The sequence below is a fragment of the Pseudomonas putida genome (assembly GCF_009883635.2).
In the GTDB taxonomy this organism is placed as follows: domain Bacteria; phylum Pseudomonadota; class Gammaproteobacteria; order Pseudomonadales; family Pseudomonadaceae; genus Aquipseudomonas; species Aquipseudomonas putida_W.
Genome location: NZ_CP026115.2, coordinates 3,431,411 through 3,452,030, shown reverse-complemented (window position 1 = coordinate 3,452,030; position 20,620 = coordinate 3,431,411). Strand labels below are relative to the sequence as shown.

Here is a 20,620-nt window from a genome sequence, read left to right as displayed (position 1 = left end):
CCCCGAGTAAAAGCCAGAAAAGACAAAACCCCTACCTGCATGCGCAGATAGGGGTTTTGCGAAATGAATCTTGACGATGACCTACTCTCACATGGGGAAACCCCACACTACCATCGGCGATGCATCGTTTCACTACTGAGTTCGGGATGGGATCAGGTGGTTCCAATGCTCTATGGTCGTCAAGAAATTCTGTAGCCAGAATGTCCAGATGGACAGCCCAGCGAATTCGGATATGTGAATTTGTGCTGCTCTTGTGAAAAGCGAATCTTCGGTTCTTTCGTCTTCACCACCGCAATCTGCGCTAGCAAATTGCTTGGGTGTTATATGGTCAAGCCTCACGGGCAATTAGTATTGGTTAGCTCAACGCCTCACAGCGCTTACACACCCAACCTATCAACGTCGTAGTCTTCGACGGCCCTTTAGGGGATTCAAGATCCCAGTGAGATCTCATCTTGAGGCAAGTTTCCCGCTTAGATGCTTTCAGCGGTTATCTCTTCCGAACATAGCTACCCGGCAATGCCACTGGCGTGACAACCGGAACACCAGAGGTTCGTCCACTCCGGTCCTCTCGTACTAGGAGCAGCCCCTCTCAAATCTCAAACGTCCACGGCAGATAGGGACCGAACTGTCTCACGACGTTCTAAACCCAGCTCGCGTACCACTTTAAATGGCGAACAGCCATACCCTTGGGACCGGCTTCAGCCCCAGGATGTGATGAGCCGACATCGAGGTGCCAAACACCGCCGTCGATATGAACTCTTGGGCGGTATCAGCCTGTTATCCCCGGAGTACCTTTTATCCGTTGAGCGATGGCCCTTCCATACAGAACCACCGGATCACTAAGACCTACTTTCGTACCTGCTCGACGTGTTTGTCTCGCAGTCAAGCGCGCTTTTGCCTTTATACTCTACGACCGATTTCCGACCGGTCTGAGCGCACCTTCGTACTCCTCCGTTACTCTTTGGGAGGAGACCGCCCCAGTCAAACTACCCACCATACACTGTCCTCGATCCGGATAACGGACCTGAGTTAGAACCTCAAAGTTGCCAGGGTGGTATTTCAAGGATGGCTCCATGAGAACTGGCGTCCCCACTTCAAAGCCTCCCACCTATCCTACACAAGCAAATTCAAAGTCCAGTGCAAAGCTATAGTAAAGGTTCACGGGGTCTTTCCGTCTAGCCGCGGATACACTGCATCTTCACAGCGATTTCAATTTCACTGAGTCTCGGGTGGAGACAGCGCCGCCATCGTTACGCCATTCGTGCAGGTCGGAACTTACCCGACAAGGAATTTCGCTACCTTAGGACCGTTATAGTTACGGCCGCCGTTTACCGGGGCTTCGATCAAGAGCTTCGCTTGCGCTAACCCCATCAATTAACCTTCCGGCACCGGGCAGGCGTCACACCCTATACGTCCACTTTCGTGTTTGCAGAGTGCTGTGTTTTTAATAAACAGTCGCAGCGGCCTGGTATCTTCGACCGGCATGGGCTTACGGAGCAAGTCCTTCACCCTCGCCGGCGCACCTTCTCCCGAAGTTACGGTGCCATTTTGCCTAGTTCCTTCACCCGAGTTCTCTCAAGCGCCTTGGTATTCTCTACCTAACCACCTGTGTCGGTTTGGGGTACGGTTCCCAGTTATCTGAAGCTTAGGAGCTTTTCTTGGAAGCATGGCATCAACCACTTCGTCGCCTAATGGCAACTCGTCATCAGCTCTCGGCCTTGAAATCCCGGATTTGCCTAAGATTTCAGCCTACCACCTTAAACTTGGACAACCAACGCCAAGCTGGCCTAGCCTTCTCCGTCCCTCCATCGCAATAACTGGAAGTACAGGAATATTAACCTGTTTTCCATCGACTACGCTTTTCAGCCTCGCCTTAGGGACCGACTAACCCTGCGTCGATTAACGTTGCGCAGGAAACCTTGGTCTTTCGGCGTGCGAGTTTTTCACTCGCATTGTCGTTACTCATGTCAGCATTCGCACTTCTGATACCTCCAGCAAGCTTCTCAACTCACCTTCACAGGCTTACAGAACGCTCCTCTACCGCGTCATCAAAGATGACACCCGTAGCTTCGGTGCATGGTTTGAGCCCCGTTACATCTTCCGCGCAGGCCGACTCGACTAGTGAGCTATTACGCTTTCTTTAAAGGATGGCTGCTTCTAAGCCAACCTCCTAGCTGTCTAAGCCTTCCCACATCGTTTCCCACTTAACCATGACTTTGGGACCTTAGCTGACGGTCTGGGTTGTTTCCCTTTTCACGACGGACGTTAGCACCCGCCGTGTGTCTCCCATGCTCGGCACTTGTAGGTATTCGGAGTTTGCATCGGTTTGGTAAGTCGGGATGACCCCCTAGCCGAAACAGTGCTCTACCCCCTACAGTGATACATGAGGCGCTACCTAAATAGCTTTCGAGGAGAACCAGCTATCTCCGAGCTTGATTAGCCTTTCACTCCGATCCACAGGTCATCCGCTAACTTTTCAACGGTAGTCGGTTCGGTCCTCCAGTCAGTGTTACCTAACCTTCAACCTGCCCATGGATAGATCGCCCGGTTTCGGGTCTATACCCAGCGACTAAACGCCCTATTAAGACTCGCTTTCGCTACGCCTCCCCTATTCGGTTAAGCTCGCCACTGAATATAAGTCGCTGACCCATTATACAAAAGGTACGCAGTCACCTAACAAAGTAGGCTCCCACTGCTTGTACGCATACGGTTTCAGGTTCTATTTCACTCCCCTCTCCGGGGTTCTTTTCGCCTTTCCCTCACGGTACTGGTTCACTATCGGTCAGTCAGTAGTATTTAGCCTTGGAGGATGGTCCCCCCATGTTCAGACAAAGTTTCTCGTGCTCCGTCCTACTCGATTTCATTGACAAGAGATTTTCGTGTACGGGGCTATCACCCACTATGGCCGCACTTTCCAGAGCGTTCCACTAATCTCAAATCAACTTAAGGGCTGGTCCCCGTTCGCTCGCCACTACTAAGGGAATCTCGGTTGATTTCTTTTCCTCAGGGTACTTAGATGTTTCAGTTCCCCTGGTTCGCCTCTTGCACCTATGTATTCAGTACAAGATACTCAGCTTATGCTGAGTGGGTTCCCCCATTCAGAGATCTCTGGATCACAGTCTGTTTGCCGACTCCCCAAAGCTTATCGCAGGCTACCACGTCTTTCATCGCCTCTGACTGCCAAGGCATCCACCGTATGCGCTTCTTCACTTGACCATATAACCCCAAGCAATCTGGTTATACTGTGAAGACGACATTCGCCGAAAATTCGCATTTCGCTCAATTAAGAGCAGAACTCACAAATTTTACCTTAGCCTGATCCACCAGCAGTGAAACTGGTGTTCAGTCTATATCTATCACATATCCGAATTTTTAAAGAACGATCTGACAAAAGTCAGAAATCAACATTCAAACTGAATGCTCATTTCTAATTTCTGATCAACTACAACATCTACCGCAGAAAGTGGTGGAGCCAAGCGGGATCGAACCGCTGACCTCCTGCGTGCAAGGCAGGCGCTCTCCCAGCTGAGCTATGGCCCCGCATATTGGTAGGTCTGGGCAGATTTGAACTGCCGACCTCACCCTTATCAGGGGTGCGCTCTAACCAACTGAGCTACAGACCTATATAGGGTCTTGATCGTCTTCGACAATGAATCAAGCAATTCGTGTGGGAGCTCATCAGCAGGCTGATGTCGTCGATTAAGGAGGTGATCCAGCCGCAGGTTCCCCTACGGCTACCTTGTTACGACTTCACCCCAGTCATGAATCACACCGTGGTAACCGTCCTCCCGAAGGTTAGACTAGCTACTTCTGGTGCAACCCACTCCCATGGTGTGACGGGCGGTGTGTACAAGGCCCGGGAACGTATTCACCGCGACATTCTGATTCGCGATTACTAGCGATTCCGACTTCACGCAGTCGAGTTGCAGACTGCGATCCGGACTACGATCGGTTTTGTGAGATTAGCTCCACCTCGCGGCTTGGCAACCCTCTGTACCGACCATTGTAGCACGTGTGTAGCCCAGGCCGTAAGGGCCATGATGACTTGACGTCATCCCCACCTTCCTCCGGTTTGTCACCGGCAGTCTCCTTAGAGTGCCCACCATTACGTGCTGGTAACTAAGGACAAGGGTTGCGCTCGTTACGGGACTTAACCCAACATCTCACGACACGAGCTGACGACAGCCATGCAGCACCTGTGTCAGAGTTCCCGAAGGCACCAATCCATCTCTGGAAAGTTCTCTGCATGTCAAGGCCTGGTAAGGTTCTTCGCGTTGCTTCGAATTAAACCACATGCTCCACCGCTTGTGCGGGCCCCCGTCAATTCATTTGAGTTTTAACCTTGCGGCCGTACTCCCCAGGCGGTCAACTTAATGCGTTAGCTGCGCCACTAAAATCTCAAGGATTCCAACGGCTAGTTGACATCGTTTACGGCGTGGACTACCAGGGTATCTAATCCTGTTTGCTCCCCACGCTTTCGCACCTCAGTGTCAGTATCAGTCCAGGTGGTCGCCTTCGCCACTGGTGTTCCTTCCTATATCTACGCATTTCACCGCTACACAGGAAATTCCACCACCCTCTACCGTACTCTAGCTTGCCAGTTTTGGATGCAGTTCCCAGGTTGAGCCCGGGGCTTTCACATCCAACTTAACAAACCACCTACGCGCGCTTTACGCCCAGTAATTCCGATTAACGCTTGCACCCTCTGTATTACCGCGGCTGCTGGCACAGAGTTAGCCGGTGCTTATTCTGTCGGTAACGTCAAAACAGCAAGGTATTAGCTTACTGCCCTTCCTCCCAACTTAAAGTGCTTTACAATCCGAAGACCTTCTTCACACACGCGGCATGGCTGGATCAGGCTTTCGCCCATTGTCCAATATTCCCCACTGCTGCCTCCCGTAGGAGTCTGGACCGTGTCTCAGTTCCAGTGTGACTGATCATCCTCTCAGACCAGTTACGGATCGTCGCCTTGGTGAGCCATTACCCCACCAACTAGCTAATCCGACCTAGGCTCATCTGATAGCGCAAGGCCCGAAGGTCCCCTGCTTTCTCCCGTAGGACGTATGCGGTATTAGCGTTCCTTTCGAAACGTTGTCCCCCACTACCAGGCAGATTCCTAGGCATTACTCACCCGTCCGCCGCTGAATCAAGGAGCAAGCTCCCGTCATCCGCTCGACTTGCATGTGTTAGGCCTGCCGCCAGCGTTCAATCTGAGCCATGATCAAACTCTTCAGTTCAATACTGCTTGGGTTTTTAAGAAACCCTAAACCTGGCTCAGCAATCTCAAATGACTATGTGATTTCTCGCATGGCCACTTGTGATGCTGATAATCTTTTTGACTATCAGTCCATACTCACAAGCACCCACACGAATTGCTTGATTCGATTTGTTAAAGAGCGTTTGGTTAAGAGCTTTTCGTCTCAACCGAGGCGCGCATTCTACGCTTTCCTCCTTTCGTGTCAAGCGTTTATTTTGAAGTTTTTTGCGAGAAACTCGTTTAGCTTCAAACACTTGACTCGCTGCGATCACTCGCTAGCGGGAGGCGAATAATACAGCGTTTAAAACCGCTGTCAACCTTCATCTCAACCGCCATCGATCTTTCGATCGAAGCGCCTCCAACCTCACCTTAACTACCTAACTCATTGAATCTCAAAGAGTTTGTCGTTCCGATGTCGCTGGAAGTGGGGCGCATTATAAGGGGATTCGAAAGCGCGTCAACCCTTTCTTTGAAAAACATTTCAAACCGCCCTCCCCTGCCGCCGCGCAATCCTGGGAAGCACCCGCGAAACCAAAGGAACCCGCATCAACATGAGCACAGCACCAATGCATGCATAAATAGCCCACTCCTTCAGATCCGAGCGAACGATCCACAGGAAGTGCAGCAACCCCAGGCCAAGCACCCCATATACCAGCTTGTGCAGCTTTTTCCACCGCGCGCCCAGTCGCCGCTGGCTATATCGATTCGAGGTAACCGCCAGTACCAGCAGGCCGAGAAAGCCGAGCGCACCGACAATAATGTAAGGCCGCTTGCGCAGCTCGACCGCCAATTGCCCCCAATCCAACCCAAGGATAAAGAACAGATAGGCCAGGATGTGCAGCACGATGTAAGCAAACACCCATAGCCCCAGCTGCCGCCGCACCACGATCCAGCCAGACCACCCCGTCAGCTTCTGCAGCGGGGTCATGCCCAGGGTGACAAGTAGAAAGGTCAACGCCCCGAGCCCCAGCCGATCCATGATGATCTTCCCAGGATCCGGCCCCAGCAGATTCATCGCAGCCTCATACAACCACCAAGCAGGGAACAAACTCCCTACTATAAAGATGGCAAGCCGAAACCAGGGATAGCGCATCAATAGTTCTTCCGCAGATCGAGCCCGGTATACAGCGACGCCACTTCATCAGCGTAGCCATTGAACATCTGTGTTTGTCGCACATTGGGGCTGAACAGCCCACTGGGCAAACGCCGCTCGCGTGCCTGAGTCCAGCGCGGATGGTCAACGGTCGGATTCACATTGGCATAGAAGCCATACTCATCCGGTGCCAGCCCCTGCCAGGTAGTCCCCGGCTGCTCAGCCACCAAGCTGATTCGCACGATCGACTTGATGCTTTTGAAGCCGTACTTCCAGGGCACCACCAGACGTAACGGTGCACCATTCTGGTTAGGCAGCTCCCGGCCATACATCCCTACGGCCAGAATCGCCAGCGGATGCATCGCCTCATCCAGGCGCAAGCCTTCTCTATATGGCCAGTCGATCAGGGCAAAGCCCGAGCGCTGCCCGGGCATATGCTGCGGATCCTCCAGCGTCTCGAAGCGTACGTAACGCGCTTTCGAAGTCGGCTCGACCTGCTTGAGCACCTGCGCCAAGGGAAAACCCAGCCAGGGAATGACCATCGACCACGCCTCGACACAACGCAGCCGGTAGATGCGCTCTTCAAGCTGATAAGGTTTGACGAAGTCTTCCAGCGCATAGCGTCCCGGCTTGCCCACCTCGCCGTCCACCACCACCGACCAGGGCACGGTCTTCAGGCTATCGCCATTGGCGGCCGGGTCGCCCTTGTCGGGACCGAACTCATAGAAGTTGTTGTAGTGAGTGGCATCCTTGAACGGCGTGATCGCCTCATCCTTGACCGTCACCGCCTGCCAGCGTGCGGCAGCGAGTTTGTCGGTGAACCAGCCTGGCGCGGCGCCGGGCGCCACATCGGCATAGCGCGACACATCAGCCGCACTCGCCCCACCCGGCAGCGCGCCCAGGGCCAGACCGGCCAGTGAGCCACCGAGTAGAGTACGACGGGAAAGGTAGATGCCTTCGGGGGTGATCTCCGCTGCCTTGCAGTCGGAAGACCTGGGAAGCTTGATGAGCATGGTCGGCTCCACAGCACTGGATAACGGATGTACCAGTAAGACTATGGAGCCGGAGGGTTATTCCAGCATTAAATAATTATCACGCCTTGCGCCGGCGCCCGCGCAGCAGGAACTGGATCGGCCCCGAAGCCGCATAGGCGAGGAAGATCAACAGCAGGATGCGCGGCGGGTCGCTGAACACCACGGCAAACACCAGCACCACCGCGAGGATTGCCACGAACGGCACGCGCCCCTTGAGGTCCAGCTCCTTGAAGCTGTTGTACTTGATGTTGCTGACCATCAGCATGCCGGCAGCGGCAACCAGCAGCGCCACCAGGAACGACAGCTTGGAGCCCTGGATGCCGTAGTCGCTGAAGGCCCAGACGGTACCGGCGACCACACCTGCGGCGGCCGGACTGGCCAGGCCGATGAAGTAGCGTTTGTCAGCAGTGCCAACCTGGGTATTGAACCGCGCCAGACGCAACGCAGCACCGGCAACATAGATGAAGGCGACCATCCAGCCGACCTTGCCCATGTCACCCAGCGCCCAGCCAAAGGCCAGCAAGGCCGGGGCCACGCCGAAGGCGACCATGTCCGACAGCGAGTCGTACTCGGCACCGAAGGCGCTCTGGGTATTGGTCATGCGCGCCACACGGCCATCGAGGCCGTCGAGCACCATGGCCACGAAGATCGCAATGGCAGCGAAGGCGAAATACTTGCTCGCCTCGCGTGGGTCGCCAGCGCTCTGCGCACTCATCGAGCTGATGATGGAATAGAAGCCGGCAAACAGGTTGGCGGTAGTGAACAGGTTGGGCAGCAGATAGATGCCGCGATGGCGCACTTTGCGCCCTTCGGCGTCATGCCCTTCTTCAACGTGCTCATCGACAGGTAGCAGGCTTTCGGCGTCGGAGGGCTTGTTCGGCTCTTCGGGACGTTCGCTCATGGAGGGTACCTTGCAACAGGATGGAAAATGTTCGACACGGGCCCGCGAAACAGGTTCTGACGGCGAGCCACTGGTCTGCTTTATACCAGAAGCTGACTGCCAGAACGAAAAAACGCGGCCGAAGCCGCGTTTTTCATGTTGCGATGTTACTTAGTTCTTGGCTTTGTCGACGATCTTGTTCGCCGAGATCCAAGGCATCATCGAGCGCAGTTGCTCGCCGATGATCTCGATGCCGTGCGAAGCGTTGTTACGGCGCTTGGCGGTCATCGATGGGTAGTTGGTAGCACCTTCGGAGATGAACATCTTCGCGTACTCGCCGTCCTGGATGCGCTTCAGAGCATTGCGCATAGCCTTGCGGGATTCTTCGTTGATGACTTCCGGACCGGTAACGTACTCACCGTACTCGGCGTTGTTGGAGATCGAGTAGTTCATGTTGGCGATGCCGCCCTCGTACATGAGGTCAACGATCAGCTTCAGCTCGTGCAGGCACTCGAAGTAGGCCATTTCTGGCGCGTAGCCAGCTTCGACCAGGGTTTCGAAACCGGCTTTGACCAGCTCGACGGTACCGCCGCACAGAACAGCCTGCTCACCGAACAGGTCGGTTTCGGTCTCGTCCTTGAAGGTGGTTTCGATGATGCCGGTACGGCCGCCACCGACGCCAGCGGCGTAGGACAGGGCGACGTTCTTGGCATTGCCCGAAGCGTCCTGGTAGATAGCGATCAGGTCAGGGATGCCGCCGCCTTTGACGAACTCGGAGCGAACAGTGTGACCCGGGGCTTTCGGCGCGATCATGATCACGTCGAGGTCGGCACGCGGAACAACCTGGTTGTAGTGAATCGAGAAGCCGTGGGAGAAGGCCAGGGTAGCGCCCTTCTTGATGTTCGGCTCGATCTCGTTCTTGTACAGAGCGCCCTGGAACTCGTCCGGGGTCAGGATCATCACCAGGTCGGCAGCAGCGACGGCGGTAGCCACGTCGGCAACTTTCAGGCCGTGGGCTTCGGCCTTGGCAACGGTAGCCGAACCTTTACGCAGACCGACGGTAACGTCTACACCGGAGTCCTTCAGGTTGCACGCCTGAGCGTGGCCCTGGGAACCGTAACCGATGATGGCGACTTTCTTACCCTGGATGATGGAAAGGTCGCAGTCTTTATCGTAGAAAACTTTCATGAAAATACCCCTGGTTATATCTCGGCCCCTGCGGAGCCATCGCTAATTTTTGAATTTAGATGCTGAGCACTTTGTCGCCACGGGCAATGCCGGTAACGCCGCTGCGCACGGTTTCGAGAATCGATGCGGTGCCGATCGCCTGGATGAAGCTGTCCAGTTTGTCGCTGGTGCCGCTCAGCTGCACGGTGTACACGCTGGCGGTCACATCGACGATCTGGCCACGGAAGATATCCGTGGTGCGCTTGATCTCGGCGCGCTGGGCACCGGTGGCCTTGACCTTGACCAACATCAGTTCACGCTCGATGTGAGCGCTTTCCGACAGGTCGACGAGTTTCACCACTTCGACCAGCTTGTTCAGGTTCTTGGTGATCTGTTCGATCACTTCGTCATGGCCAACGGTGGTCAGCGTCAGACGCGACAGGGTCGGGTCTTCGGTCGGCGCCACGGTCAGGCTTTCAATGTTGTAGTTGCGCTGGGAGAACAGGCCGACCACACGGGACAGAGCACCAGGTTCGTTTTCCAGCAGCAGGGAAATGATGTGCCGCATATCAGGTACGCTCCGTCTTGCTCAGCCACATGTCACGCATCGAGCCATCCTTGATCTGCATCGGATAGACGTGCTCGCTGCGATCAACCGCGATGTCGATGAACACCAGACGGTCCTTCATCGCAAACGCTTCTTCCAGCTTCGGCTTGAGGTCCTTCAGGCTGGTGATGCGGATACCCACATGGCCATAGGCCTCGGCCAGCTTGATGAAGTCAGGCAGCGACTCGACGTACGAGTGCGAGTGACGACCGTTGTAGGCCATGTCCTGCCATTGGCGGACCATGCCCAGCACACCGTTGTTCAGGTTGACGATCTTCACCGGCAGGCCGTACTGCATGCAGGTCGACAGCTCCTGGATGTTCATCTGGATGCTGCCTTCGCCAGTCACGCAGGCCACGTCCTGGTCCGGGAAGTTGAGCTTGACGCCCATTGCCGCCGGGAAGCCGAAGCCCATGGTGCCCAGGCCACCGGAGTTGATCCAGCGGTTCGGCTTGTTGAAACGGTAGTACTGCGCCGCAAACATCTGGTGCTGGCCAACGTCGGAGGTGACGAAGGCATCGCCATGGGTCACTTCGCACAGCGTCTCGATGACTTTCTGCGGCTTGATGACGTTGCCGTCGCCCTTGTCATAAGGGAACAGTTCACCGTCGCCACGCCACTCGTCGATCTGCTTCCACCAGGCATCCAGCGCGGCCTTGTCAGGCTGCTCGCCGATTTCCTTGAGGATGCCGAGCATTTCGCTGAGCACGCTGTCGACCGGGCCGACGATCGGCACGTCGGCCTTGATCATCTTGGAGATCGACGCAGGGTCGATGTCGACATGGATGATCTTGGCGTTCGGGCAGAACTTGGCCGGGCCGTTGACCACACGGTCATCGAAACGCGCACCGACCGCGAAGATCACGTCGGCATTGTGCATGGCCATGTTGGCGGTGAAGCTGCCGTGCATGCCGAGCATGCCGAGGAACTGACGGTCGGTACCCGGGAAGCCACCCAGACCCATCAAGGTGTTGGTGACCGGCAGGTTCAGGGATTTGGCGATTTCGGTCAGCGCTTCGGAGCCACCGCCGAGAATAACACCGCCACCGGCGTAGACGATCGGGCGCTTGGCAGCCAGGAGCATCTCGGCAGCCTTGCGAATCTGGCCGGAGTGACCACGTACAGCCGGGCTGTACGAGCGCAACTTGACCTTTTTCGGATAGACGTACTCGAACTTCTCGGCCGGATTGGTCATATCTTTTGGAATGTCGACCACGACCGGGCCTGGGCGACCGGATTGCGCCAGGTAGAAGGCTTTCTTGAGTACTTCAGGGATCTCGGTCGGGTTCTTGATCATGAAGCTGTGCTTCACGATAGGCCGCGAGATGCCGATCATGTCGGTTTCCTGGAACGCATCGGTACCTACCATGGTGCTAGGCACCTGGCCGGACAGGATGACCATCGGAATCGAATCCATGTAGGCGGTGGCAATGCCGGTAATGGCATTGGTCGCGCCCGGGCCGGAGGTTACCAGCACCACACCGGCCTTGCCGGTGGCGCGGGCGTAGCCGTCCGCCATATGGGTTGCCGCTTGTTCGTGACGAACCAGGATGTGTTCCACTTCCGGCTCTTTGAACAGCGCGTCGTAAACATGAAGGAGAGCACCACCAGGGTACCCGTAGATGTGCTTAACGCCCTCGTCACGCAAGAAGCGGACGACCATTTCAGCGCCAGATAAAAGCTCCACGTTGTTCACCTCTAAAACGCCAGAATACCGTCCCTAGTGGACGGGTCTTAATAGGTTTACTGCCAAGCAGAGCATGAGCGAACGTCAGCACTGACTGAGCAAGTATTGGGAGCTCCCCAGAGTGTTGCGGGGGGTTCCCACCCAGCGCGAGGTAACGCGTTGCGGGGTGTAACAGGCGGCGCGGGTATGCGCCTCATGATCTGCTTAGCGGGTCTGCTTCTGGCAGTCCCTCTACAGCGGAATCTGGATTCTTGTGATTTGGCGCCTACAAGTCAAGAAAAATTATTGCCAATTTTTCCCCAAGATGAATTCCTGCCACCACTAAAAACCAAGTCAGCAGCAGAAAAAATAAGATTTCCATAAAAAAGGGCCACAATCTGCGGCCCTTGAAGGAAAAACTGAAGAAATCAGGCGGAAGGAGCAATCAATTGATCGAATGCTGCCAACAGCCGGCGCAGCTCGCGACTTTCTTCCGGACGATTGGTGAACACGGTTTCTGCCATCACCAGGATGCTCGAGGCATTGGGCAGCGGGTGGCCGAGCTCGATGATGATCTTCATGCGCGGCAGGAAGATCCACTGTAGCCACTGCTCGAAGCTGAGCGTGTCGACCGCGAACGGCACGGTACTGGCCAGCGCTTCGTCGCTGGGCGGCTCGCTATCCCACCAGCCCTGCACCTGCAGCTCACGCTCGATGAGCAGCAGGTGGTCGGCGATATCGAGAATGCGTTGTTCGACCATCACGAGTTGACCCGCGCTTTCTGCCGCGCCAGTGCGGCACCGGCGCTGTCACCCTGCTTCTCGCGGGCCTGGGCGATGGTGTTCCACAGTTCGGACTGCAGGTCCGGGCGACCATTGGCGTAAGTCAGCGCGCGGCGGGCCAGTTGCTCGGCCTGCGGCGCGTCGCCTTGCGACAAGCGCACCTGGGCCAGGCGGAACAGTACCTGCGGCTCGCGCGGGGCGATGCGCTGGGCGCGCTCCAGGCTCGAGGCGGCACCATTGTAGTCGCCGCTGCCCTGCTGCGACTGGGCGGTGGTCAGCAACGCCAGCACCGGGCCGTCGAGCTGTTCATCGGCCGAGAGGCCACCGGAAGCCGGGTTGCTGCGCGGGATGCCGGTTGGTGCACTGGAAGCCGCTGGAGCGCTGCTCATCGAAGCGATATCGAACGGTTCGTCAGCGATCGGGTTGGGGTTGGTGGTCATCGGTGCCGAACTGACCGGGCCCGAAGTAACAGGGCCCGGCGTAATCGGGCCGGTGCTGATCGGCGCCGCGCCGTTGCCTGCCGGGAAGGTCTGGATGCCAGCAGCACCGGCGCCTTGCGGAATCATCACGGTCACGCCCGAGTCTTCAGGCAGCGACTGTGCCTGCGCGGTGCCGTTGCTCATGCCCGCTGCCGAACGATTGGCCTGGACACGCTCACTATTGGACACCCGGGTGCTCGAGTCCACCACCGGAATGTTGCCACGCTGCACGCTGGAGCACCCCTGGAGCACTACCAGCGCCGTCACGGCAGGAAACAGCCACTTATTCAATTCACACCTCATCAATACTGCTCAGGGCTTAGTTCATCCAGCCCTTGACCCAGTCCATGACCGATTCTGCCGGATTCTGCTCGCCGCCGCAGGTTGCACCGGCAGACGGTTCACTGCCGCGAATATACGGCATCTGCACAGCTCCCGGACAGCTTCTGTCGGAGCCATGGCCGCTGTACGGATCGATCCACGCCTGTACCACGTTGTCAGGCTGCGGCATGTCCAACGGCAGCGGGTCGGCCTTCTTCATGAAGCTGGTCCAGACCTGCAAGGCGCCAGTGGCACCGGTAAATGGCGTCTTGCCGTTATCGTCACGGCCCATCCACACCACGGCCAGCAGGTCCTGGCTGAAGCCGGAGAACCAGCTGTCGCGGGAGTCGTTACTGGTGCCGGTCTTGCCCGCCAGGGTCAGCGAGCTTGGCAGCACGTTGTAGACCGAGCGGCCGGTACCCTCACGCATCACCCGCTGCATGGCGTTCTGCACCAGGTAAATGGAACCTGGGTCGAAGGTCTGCTGGATCTGGAACGGGTAGCGCTTGAGCGGCTCGCCTTCGGCGGTGAGCACGCTGCGAATGCCACGCATCGGCGTGTTGAAGCCACCGTTGGCAATGGTCTGGTACATGGTCGCGACCTGCATCGGCGACATGCCGCCAGCGCCCAGCAGCATCGCCGGGAAGGCCGGCCAGTCGACGTTGACGCCGAGGCGGCCGATGGTCTTGATTACGTTCGGCACACCCACTTCCAGGCCGAGTTTCGCGGTCGAGAGGTTCAGCGAGTTGGCCAGGCCCTGGTACAGGTAGATCGTACCGTGCGAGCGGCGATCGTAGTTTTGCGGGCGCCACACTTGGCCATCGGCGCCCTTGACCGAAAACGGCTCGTCCTGCACCCAGGTGGTCAGGGTGTACTTGCTGGGCTGTTCCAGCGCGGTTAGGTAGACCGCCGGCTTGACCAGCGAGCCGATCGGCCGCACCGCGTCGATGGCACGGTTGAAACCGGCAAAGCCGGACTGGCGACTGCCGATCAGTGCCTGTACTTCGCCGGTTTCCGGGTTGGTCACGACCATCGCCGACTCCACCTCGTCGGCACCTTTGCGCCCGGACAGGCGCTTGAAGGTTTCGGCCATGGAGGTTTCGGCCTTCATCTGCAGGATCGGGTCGAAGCTGGTGAAGATGCGCAGGCCTTCTTCGGTCAAGTCTTCGTCGCGGTAGTCCTGGCGCAGCTGACGCTTGACCAGGTCAAGGAAGGCCGGGAACGAGCTGTCGGCGAGGCTGCCGCGCTTGGTCACGCCCAGCGGCATCTTCTTCGCCGCATCGACTTCCGCCTGGCTGGCCACGCCCTGCTCGGCCACCAGGTCGAGCACCAGGTTGCGCCGCGCCAGCGCGCGGTCAGGGTAGCGCCGCGGGTTGTAATAGGACGGCCCTTTGACCATGCCTACCAGCAAGGCGATCTGGTGCAGTTTCAGTTCCGACAGCGGCTGGCTGAAGAAGAACTGGCTGGCCAGGCCGAAGCCATGCACTGCGCGTTGACCATCCTGGCCGACGAACACTTCGTTCAGGTAGGCCTCGAGGATTTCGCGCTTGTCGTAGTGCATCTCCAGGAGCACGGCCATCATCGCTTCGGTCAGCTTGCGGCTGAGGCTACGCTCGCTGGTGAGGTAGAAGTTCTTCACCAACTGCTGGGTCAGGGTACTGCCGCCCTGGCGCATGGAACCCGCCGAGGTGTTGACCCACACGGCCCGAGCGATGGATTTTGGTGACACGCCGAAGTGGCTGTAGAAGTCCCGGTCCTCGGTGGCGACCAGGGTCTCGAGCAGGTACGGCGGCACTTGGTCGATCTTGATCAGGATGCGGTCTTCGAGGTTCTTCGGGTAGATACCGCCGATCATCAGCGGTTCGAGGCGTACCACGTCGAGCTTCTTGCCATTGGCACCGGCAAGGTCTGCCACGTAATCGCCAGAGAAGCGCACACGCACGAACTGCGCAGGCTCCATGCCCTCGTAGAACTGGAAGCCACGGGTGTTGAGGTCGACGGTATTGCCGTTGACCGCCGCCGCACCCGGGCCGTTGGCAGCGCTCTCGCGCCGGTAACCCAGGGCATCGAGTTCGGTGAGGAAGTCGCTCTTGCTCAGTTTCTGGCCACTGAACAGCTCCAGCGGCCGGGCATACACCTTGGCCGGGATGGTCCAGCGTTTGCCGGAGAACTTCTCCTGAACGACAGCATCGAGGTAAACCGCGAAGCCAGCGATGATCACCAGGCCGACCAGGCTGAGCTTCAAGGCCCAGCCCAGCCAGGCGCGCGAGCGGCCGGTCGGGCGTTTCTGAGGGGTACGAGGATTTCGGGTTCGAGTCATGGCGGCGGATTATACGCACTTTATAAAGGGTAGGCAGGCGCCCTCTGGCGGTAGGCAGGGACGGCACCATTGACCATAATGGCGCTTTCGAATTCCCTGCCCCGGAAGGATTTCTAGTGAGCCAAGCCTTGATCAACGCGTTGCAGAACCCTGCCCTGTACCCTCACCCTGTGGACGGGTTCCAACTCATCGAGACGCACATCTCCTGGGTGCTGCTCACCGGCGAGTACGCCTACAAGATCAAGAAGCCGATGAACTTTGGCTTCCTCGACTTCACCAGCCTGGACCAGCGCCAGCATTTCTGTAATGAAGAGTTGCGCCTGAACCAACGCCTGACCGAAGGCCTGTACCTTGAAGTCCTGCCTATCACCGGCAGTGCCGAAGCACCACAGATCGGTGGTGAAGGCGAAGCGATCGAATATGCACTGAAGATGCGCCAGTTCCCCCAGGGCCAGATGCTCAGCACCCTGCAGGCCAATGGCGAGCTGAATACCGGCCACATCGACCAGATGGCCCGACAGATTGCCGAATTCCACCTGCAGGCACCGAAAGTGTCGCCGGAGCATCCGCTGGGTACCCCGGAAAGCGTGATGGCACCGGTCGAGCAGAACTTCGAGCAGATTCGCCCGTTCCTCAGCGAAAAAGCCGACCTGCAACAACTGGACAATCTCCAGGCCTGGGCGCGCAGCAGCTTCGAGCGCCTGCATGGCCTGCTGCAGGCGCGCAAGGCCAATGGCTTCATTCGTGAATGCCACGGTGACATTCACCTGGGCAACGCCACCCTGATCGACGATAAGGTGGTGATCTTCGACTGCATCGAGTTCAACGAGCCGTTCCGCCTGACCGACGTCTATGCCGACGTCGGCTTCCTGGCCATGGATCTGGAAGACCGTGGCCTCAAGTGCCTGGCCCGCCGCTTCATCAGCCAGTACCTGGAGCTGACCGGCGACTACGCCGGCCTGGAACTGCTGAACTTCTACAAGGCCTACCGCGCACTGGTACGGGCCAAGGTCGCCCTGTTCAGCCTGTCGGCCGATGCCGACGCGGTGCAGCGCGCCACCACCCTGCGCACCTACCGCAACTACGCCAACCTGGCGGAAAGCTACAGCGCCATCCCTTCCCGCCTGCTGGCGATCACCCATGGCGTCTCCGCAGTAGGCAAGAGCCACGTGGCCATGCGCCTGGTCGAAGCGCTCGGTGCGGTTCGGGTACGTTCGGATGTGGAGCGCAAGCGCCTGTTCGGTGAACAGCAGGCGCCAAACGCCGGTCAACTGGCTGCCGGCATCTATGACCAGGACGCCAGCGTGGCAACCTACCAGCGCCTGCATGAGCTGGCGGCGACGATCTTGCGTGCCGGTTTTCCGGTGGTGCTCGATGCCACTTACCTCAAGGGTGAACAGCGCCAGGCCGCCGCAGCCGTGGCCAATGACACTGGCGTACCGTTCCTGATCCTCGACTGCCATGCCCCGGAAGCAGTGATCGCCAGCTGGCTGGAGCAGCGCCAGGCCGAGAACAGCGACCCGTCGGATGCCACGCTGGAGGTGGTCAAGGCCCAGCAGGCCAGCCGTGAGCCACTGGATGCGCAGGAGCTGGCACTCAGCTCCCGCATCGATACCCAGGAAGCCAGCGGCATGGACCAGGTGATCGACCAGATTCGCCAGCGTCTGCCAGGCCTGTAAGGTCGTATTACACCTGTTCCGGCCTGTTGCCGGAACAGGTTCCGCCCCGGCCAGGACAGCTCGTCGTCCCCGATGGCAAAAGGCCGCGCATTTCCCAACCCCCGCTACACTCCTCTCAGACCTGCTCGCGATTTATTCCCTAGACCCGTTCAGCCATCGCAAGGAGGCTCGATGAACGATGAATTGCAGCACCTGAAGAATCTAGGCAAGACCTCTGCGCAGTGGCTGCATGCGGCCGGTATCCACAGTGCATCGGACTTGCGCCGCTTGGGCGCGGTGGGTGCCTACCAGGCTGTGAAGACCCGAGGATTCCGGGCGTCGAAGGTGCTGTTGTACGCCATTGAAGGTGCATTGCTGGACATGCACTGGAACGATTTGCCAGCCGAACGCAAGGAAGCGCTCAATCAACAACTTGATGCGAAATGCCCAACCCCAAAAAAAATCTGAAATAAACACACGAAAGGGATTGACGCTGAAATGAGAATCGTTATGATTATCACAACTGGTCGCGAGACTGGTTGGATAAGCTAAGAGCCCCTGGTTCGGACTCTCAGATTATCTCCTCATCAGGCTAATCACGGTTATTGACCCGGCATTTTGCCGGGTCTTTTTTTGCCCGCCGTTTTACCCTACCCGGACGTGTAACCGTTATTGGCGCAATTGGGCGCAGTAGTCCTGATCGGGCACCGCCGCCGTGTACCAGACATAGTCGGCCATCCCACGCTCGACCTGCTCGCCCACCTCGGCCAGCAGCACAACTTTGCTCTCGCCTGTCGCGCCCAGATCGGCAAGGTGCAAAGGCACCCCCAGATCCTTGCGCGCATGGTACGCACCTGCCAACAGCAATGCGGGCTGCGGCGCCGCCAGCAGCCGTTCGGCAATACGCCGATCCCGTTGCTGTTGCACGGCCAGCATCGCTGGCAGCTGGCTTTCCGGCAGCAGACCACAATGCCCCTGCTTCACCTGTTCGAGCAGTGCTGCCCTCACCGCTGGCGCATTCGACAGGGCTCCCGAAAGCACCGCCGGGTGCCGATAGGCCTGGCGTATTTCACTGGGTGACAGGTTGGCCGACAGCAGCGGCACATGCTGTTGCAAGGCCTCTCGCACGATGGGGCCGTAAAGCTGCCAGTCCCAGCCGTCTTCCCAGGCCAGGGCCTTGGGCAGGTCCTGCGGCAACTGCGCCCGCCCCGCGAGCGCATCGACGCGGGCCTGCTGCTCGGGTTGCAACATTTCCAGCAGCAGGCTGCCCTGCTGCCGGCGTTGCTGCAGCGCACGCATCAACCACAGCTGCAAGGCGTGATGATCCGGGTTGTCATGTTTCTCACCGACCAACACCCGCGGCGCATCAGCCAGGCCATCGATCAGCTGCTCGGGGCTGATCACCCGCCCGCTGGCCAGATCGTGGATCTGCCCCAGTTCGACGTTGTCCCGCCCTTCGCTGCTCTGCCAGGCAGGCAACGGCGGCAGGCTGGCCTGGCAGCCACCCAGCGCCGGCGCCAGGCACAGCAACGAACCGCAAAGCAAAGGATGAACCATGGGCAGTGCCTCCTAGCGGGTAATGATCAGCGGGTGCCCCCGTTCCGGGTGCGCCTGCACCAGCACTTCGATACCGAACACGGCCTTGAGTGACGCTGGCGTCAATACCTCCGCCGGCGTGGCCAGGGCATGGCAGCGCCCGCCCTGAAGCAACAGGATACGATCGCAGTAGCGCGCCGCAAGGTTGAGGTCATGCAGGATCACCAGCACCGCGGCACCGCGGTCGGCGAAGCTGCGCACAGCCTCCAGCGTGGTGTGCTGGTGCAACGGGTCGAGCATCGAGGTCGGCTCGTCAAGCAACAGCGTGGCGCCCTGCTCACCCGGCCACAACTGGGCCAGCACACGGGCCAGATGCACACGCTGGCGCTCGCCGCCTGACAGGGCCAGATAGCTGCGCTCCAGCAGATGCCAGGCATCCGCCGCACGCAACGCTGCCTCGACGATATCCCGGTCACGCTGCTGGCCACTGTCGTGGGGTAATCGCCCCATGCCGACCACTTCCTCGACGCGAAAGGCGAAGCCCAGGCTGGATACCTGGGGCAGCACTGCCAGGCGCTGTGCCCGCGCCTGCCCCGGCCAAGCGGCCAAGGCCTTGCCCTGCAAGCTCACGTGCCCGTGGCTTGGTGCAAGCTCGCCGCCCAATGCGCCCAGCAGGCTGCTTTTGCCCGCGCCATTGGGCCCGAGCACGCCAAGCACCTGGCCGGGCAGCAACTGCAGATTGATGTCATGCAACACTTCGCTGCTGCCACGGCGCAAGTGCAGACCTTTGACTTCAAGCATCAGGTGCGCCCCCTGATCAGCAGAAACAGAAAGAACGGCGCGCCGATGAATGCAGTCACGATGCCGATGGGCAACTCTGCCGGCGCCAGCGCCAGACGTGCCACCAGATCGGCGAACAACAGCAAGGTCCCACCCGCCAACAACGAGGCCGGCAGCAACATCCTGTGGTCGGGCCCGGCCAGCAACCGCACCAGATGCGGCACCACCAGGCCAACGAAGCCGATCAACCCCGCTGCGGCCACCGCAGCGCCAACACCCAAGGCCGTACAGAACACCAGTTCGCGCTTGAGACGTTCCACCTCGATGCCCAGGTGCCGCGCCTCCGACTCGCCGAGCAGCAAGGCATTCAGCGCCTGGGCCCGACGCGGCAGCCACAGCGCAACGCCTGCAGCCACCAGCAGCAATGGCCAGAGCCGCTCGTAACTGGCGCCATTGAGGCTGCCCAGGTTCCAGAACGTCAGCGTACGCAGCGTGGCGTCATCGGCCAGGTAGGTGAACAGCCCCACCGCCGAGCCGCCCAGTGCCGTCAGTGCGATACCCGCCAGCAGCATGGTGGCGACGTTGGTCTGGCCATCGCGCCGTCCCAGACGGTAGACCAGTGCCGTCACCCCCAACCCGCCGATGAACGCACAGGCCGACAGCAGGTACGGGCCAAACCATTGCGCAATGCCGCCAACCCAGCTGCCACCGACAATCGCCACCGCCGCCCCCAGCGCCGCGCCGCTGGCGACGCCGACCAGGCCTGGATCGGCCAGTGGATTGCGGAACAGACCCTGCATCGCCACGCCAGACAGCGCCAGCACAGCCCCCACGGCCAACCCCAACAACGTACGTGGCAGGCGGATCTGGCCAAGGATCATTTCAGCCTGCTCCAGGCCATCAGGGGCAATCGGCAGCCCGAGCAAACGCAGGCCGACGCGCAAGGTATCCCACAGCGGCAGGCTGACCGGCCCAAGGGCCAGCGACAGCCACATCGCCAGCAGGCACATCAATGTCAGGCAAACAAACAGTGTTCGCGG

The 20,620-nt window shown here is 58.8% G+C and carries 14 protein-coding genes, 2 tRNA genes and 3 rRNA genes; 2 read left to right on the top strand and 17 right to left on the bottom strand.

Features of this window, described 5'->3' with window-relative positions; translation table 11 throughout:
* Positions 1 to 68: 68 nt before the first annotated feature.
* The 14 genes from rrf to mrcB form a co-directional block, all read right to left on the bottom strand.
* A 5S ribosomal RNA gene (rrf, locus tag C2H86_RS15705) occupies positions 69 to 184 on the bottom strand.
* 140 nt (positions 185 to 324) lie between these two features.
* Positions 325 to 3,216 (bottom strand): 23S ribosomal RNA (locus C2H86_RS15700).
* A gap of 248 nt (positions 3,217 to 3,464) precedes the next feature.
* Positions 3,465 to 3,540, bottom strand: a tRNA-Ala gene (locus C2H86_RS15695).
* Between the two features lie 6 nt (positions 3,541 to 3,546).
* Positions 3,547 to 3,623: transfer RNA gene (locus C2H86_RS15690), tRNA-Ile, on the bottom strand.
* Between the two features lie 77 nt (positions 3,624 to 3,700).
* Positions 3,701 to 5,237: ribosomal RNA gene (locus C2H86_RS15685) — 16S ribosomal RNA — on the bottom strand.
* Together the 16S, 23S and 5S rRNA genes with 2 tRNA genes alongside form the textbook arrangement of a ribosomal RNA operon.
* Positions 5,238 to 5,738: 501 nt before the next feature.
* Positions 5,739 to 6,350, bottom strand: a complete 612-nt coding sequence (msrQ, locus tag C2H86_RS15680; protein WP_159408833.1) for a protein-methionine-sulfoxide reductase heme-binding subunit MsrQ — start codon at positions 6,348 to 6,350, stop codon at positions 5,739 to 5,741.
* The gene (gene msrP / locus C2H86_RS15675) at positions 6,350 to 7,363 is read right to left on the bottom strand and encodes a protein-methionine-sulfoxide reductase catalytic subunit MsrP (RefSeq protein ID WP_159408832.1); all 1,014 of its coding nucleotides are present in this window, start codon (positions 7,361 to 7,363) and stop codon (positions 6,350 to 6,352) included. Before msrP ends, msrQ begins: the two co-directional genes overlap by 1 nt.
* A 79-nt stretch (positions 7,364 to 7,442) precedes the next feature.
* The gene (gene pssA, locus C2H86_RS15670; RefSeq protein WP_027917652.1) at positions 7,443 to 8,285 is read right to left on the bottom strand and encodes a CDP-diacylglycerol--serine O-phosphatidyltransferase; all 843 of its coding nucleotides are present in this window, start codon (positions 8,283 to 8,285) and stop codon (positions 7,443 to 7,445) included.
* 150 nt (positions 8,286 to 8,435) lie between these two features.
* Positions 8,436 to 9,452: a ketol-acid reductoisomerase gene (ilvC, locus tag C2H86_RS15665; RefSeq protein ID WP_056795202.1), complete on the bottom strand. Its 1,017-nt coding sequence runs from the start codon at positions 9,450 to 9,452 to the stop codon at positions 8,436 to 8,438.
* Positions 9,453 to 9,507: 55 nt separating this feature from the next.
* Positions 9,508 to 9,999, bottom strand: coding sequence for an acetolactate synthase small subunit (gene ilvN, locus C2H86_RS15660; protein ID WP_003250040.1), 492 nt, complete (start codon positions 9,997 to 9,999; stop codon positions 9,508 to 9,510).
* A 1-nt stretch (position 10,000) separates the two neighbouring features.
* Positions 10,001 to 11,725, bottom strand: a complete 1,725-nt coding sequence (locus C2H86_RS15655) for an acetolactate synthase 3 large subunit (protein ID WP_159408831.1) — start codon at positions 11,723 to 11,725, stop codon at positions 10,001 to 10,003.
* 407 nt (positions 11,726 to 12,132) lie between these two features.
* Positions 12,133 to 12,465: a YqcC family protein gene (locus C2H86_RS15650; RefSeq protein WP_159408830.1), complete on the bottom strand. Its 333-nt coding sequence runs from the start codon at positions 12,463 to 12,465 to the stop codon at positions 12,133 to 12,135.
* On the bottom strand, positions 12,465 to 13,268 hold the full coding sequence (locus C2H86_RS15645) for a tetratricopeptide repeat protein (RefSeq protein ID WP_159408829.1): 804 nt from the start codon (positions 13,266 to 13,268) through the stop codon (positions 12,465 to 12,467). Before C2H86_RS15645 ends, C2H86_RS15650 begins: the two co-directional genes overlap by 1 nt.
* A 16-nt stretch (positions 13,269 to 13,284) precedes the next feature.
* Positions 13,285 to 15,606, bottom strand: a complete 2,322-nt coding sequence (gene mrcB / locus C2H86_RS15640; protein ID WP_159408828.1) for a penicillin-binding protein 1B — start codon at positions 15,604 to 15,606, stop codon at positions 13,285 to 13,287.
* A gap of 116 nt (positions 15,607 to 15,722) precedes the next feature.
* Here mrcB and C2H86_RS15635 point away from each other — a divergent pair, with 116 nt between their 5' ends.
* Both C2H86_RS15635 and C2H86_RS15630 read left to right on the top strand, forming a co-directional pair.
* Positions 15,723 to 17,285, top strand: a complete 1,563-nt coding sequence (locus tag C2H86_RS15635; protein WP_159408827.1) for an AAA family ATPase — start codon at positions 15,723 to 15,725, stop codon at positions 17,283 to 17,285.
* A 171-nt stretch (positions 17,286 to 17,456) separates the two neighbouring features.
* Positions 17,457 to 17,732 carry a TfoX/Sxy family protein gene (locus C2H86_RS15630; RefSeq protein ID WP_159408826.1) on the top strand — a complete coding sequence of 92 codons (276 nt, stop codon included), beginning with the start codon at positions 17,457 to 17,459 and terminating at the stop codon, positions 17,730 to 17,732.
* 201 nt (positions 17,733 to 17,933) lie between these two features.
* On the opposite strand, the gene C2H86_RS15625 is transcribed toward C2H86_RS15630, so the two are convergent.
* From C2H86_RS15625 to C2H86_RS15615, 3 genes are read right to left on the bottom strand one after another with little or no spacing between them, the layout of a single operon-like run.
* Positions 17,934 to 18,821, bottom strand: a complete 888-nt coding sequence (locus C2H86_RS15625; protein WP_159408825.1) for a ChaN family lipoprotein — start codon at positions 18,819 to 18,821, stop codon at positions 17,934 to 17,936.
* A gap of 12 nt (positions 18,822 to 18,833) precedes the next feature.
* Positions 18,834 to 19,601: a heme ABC transporter ATP-binding protein gene (locus C2H86_RS15620; RefSeq protein WP_159408824.1), complete on the bottom strand. Its 768-nt coding sequence runs from the start codon at positions 19,599 to 19,601 to the stop codon at positions 18,834 to 18,836.
* A complete protein-coding gene (locus C2H86_RS15615; protein ID WP_163986029.1) occupies positions 19,601 to 20,584 on the bottom strand; it encodes a FecCD family ABC transporter permease in 984 nt (327 codons plus the stop codon). The genes C2H86_RS15620 and C2H86_RS15615 overlap by 1 nt, the downstream gene beginning before the upstream one ends.
* Positions 20,585 to 20,620: the final 36 nt, after the last annotated feature.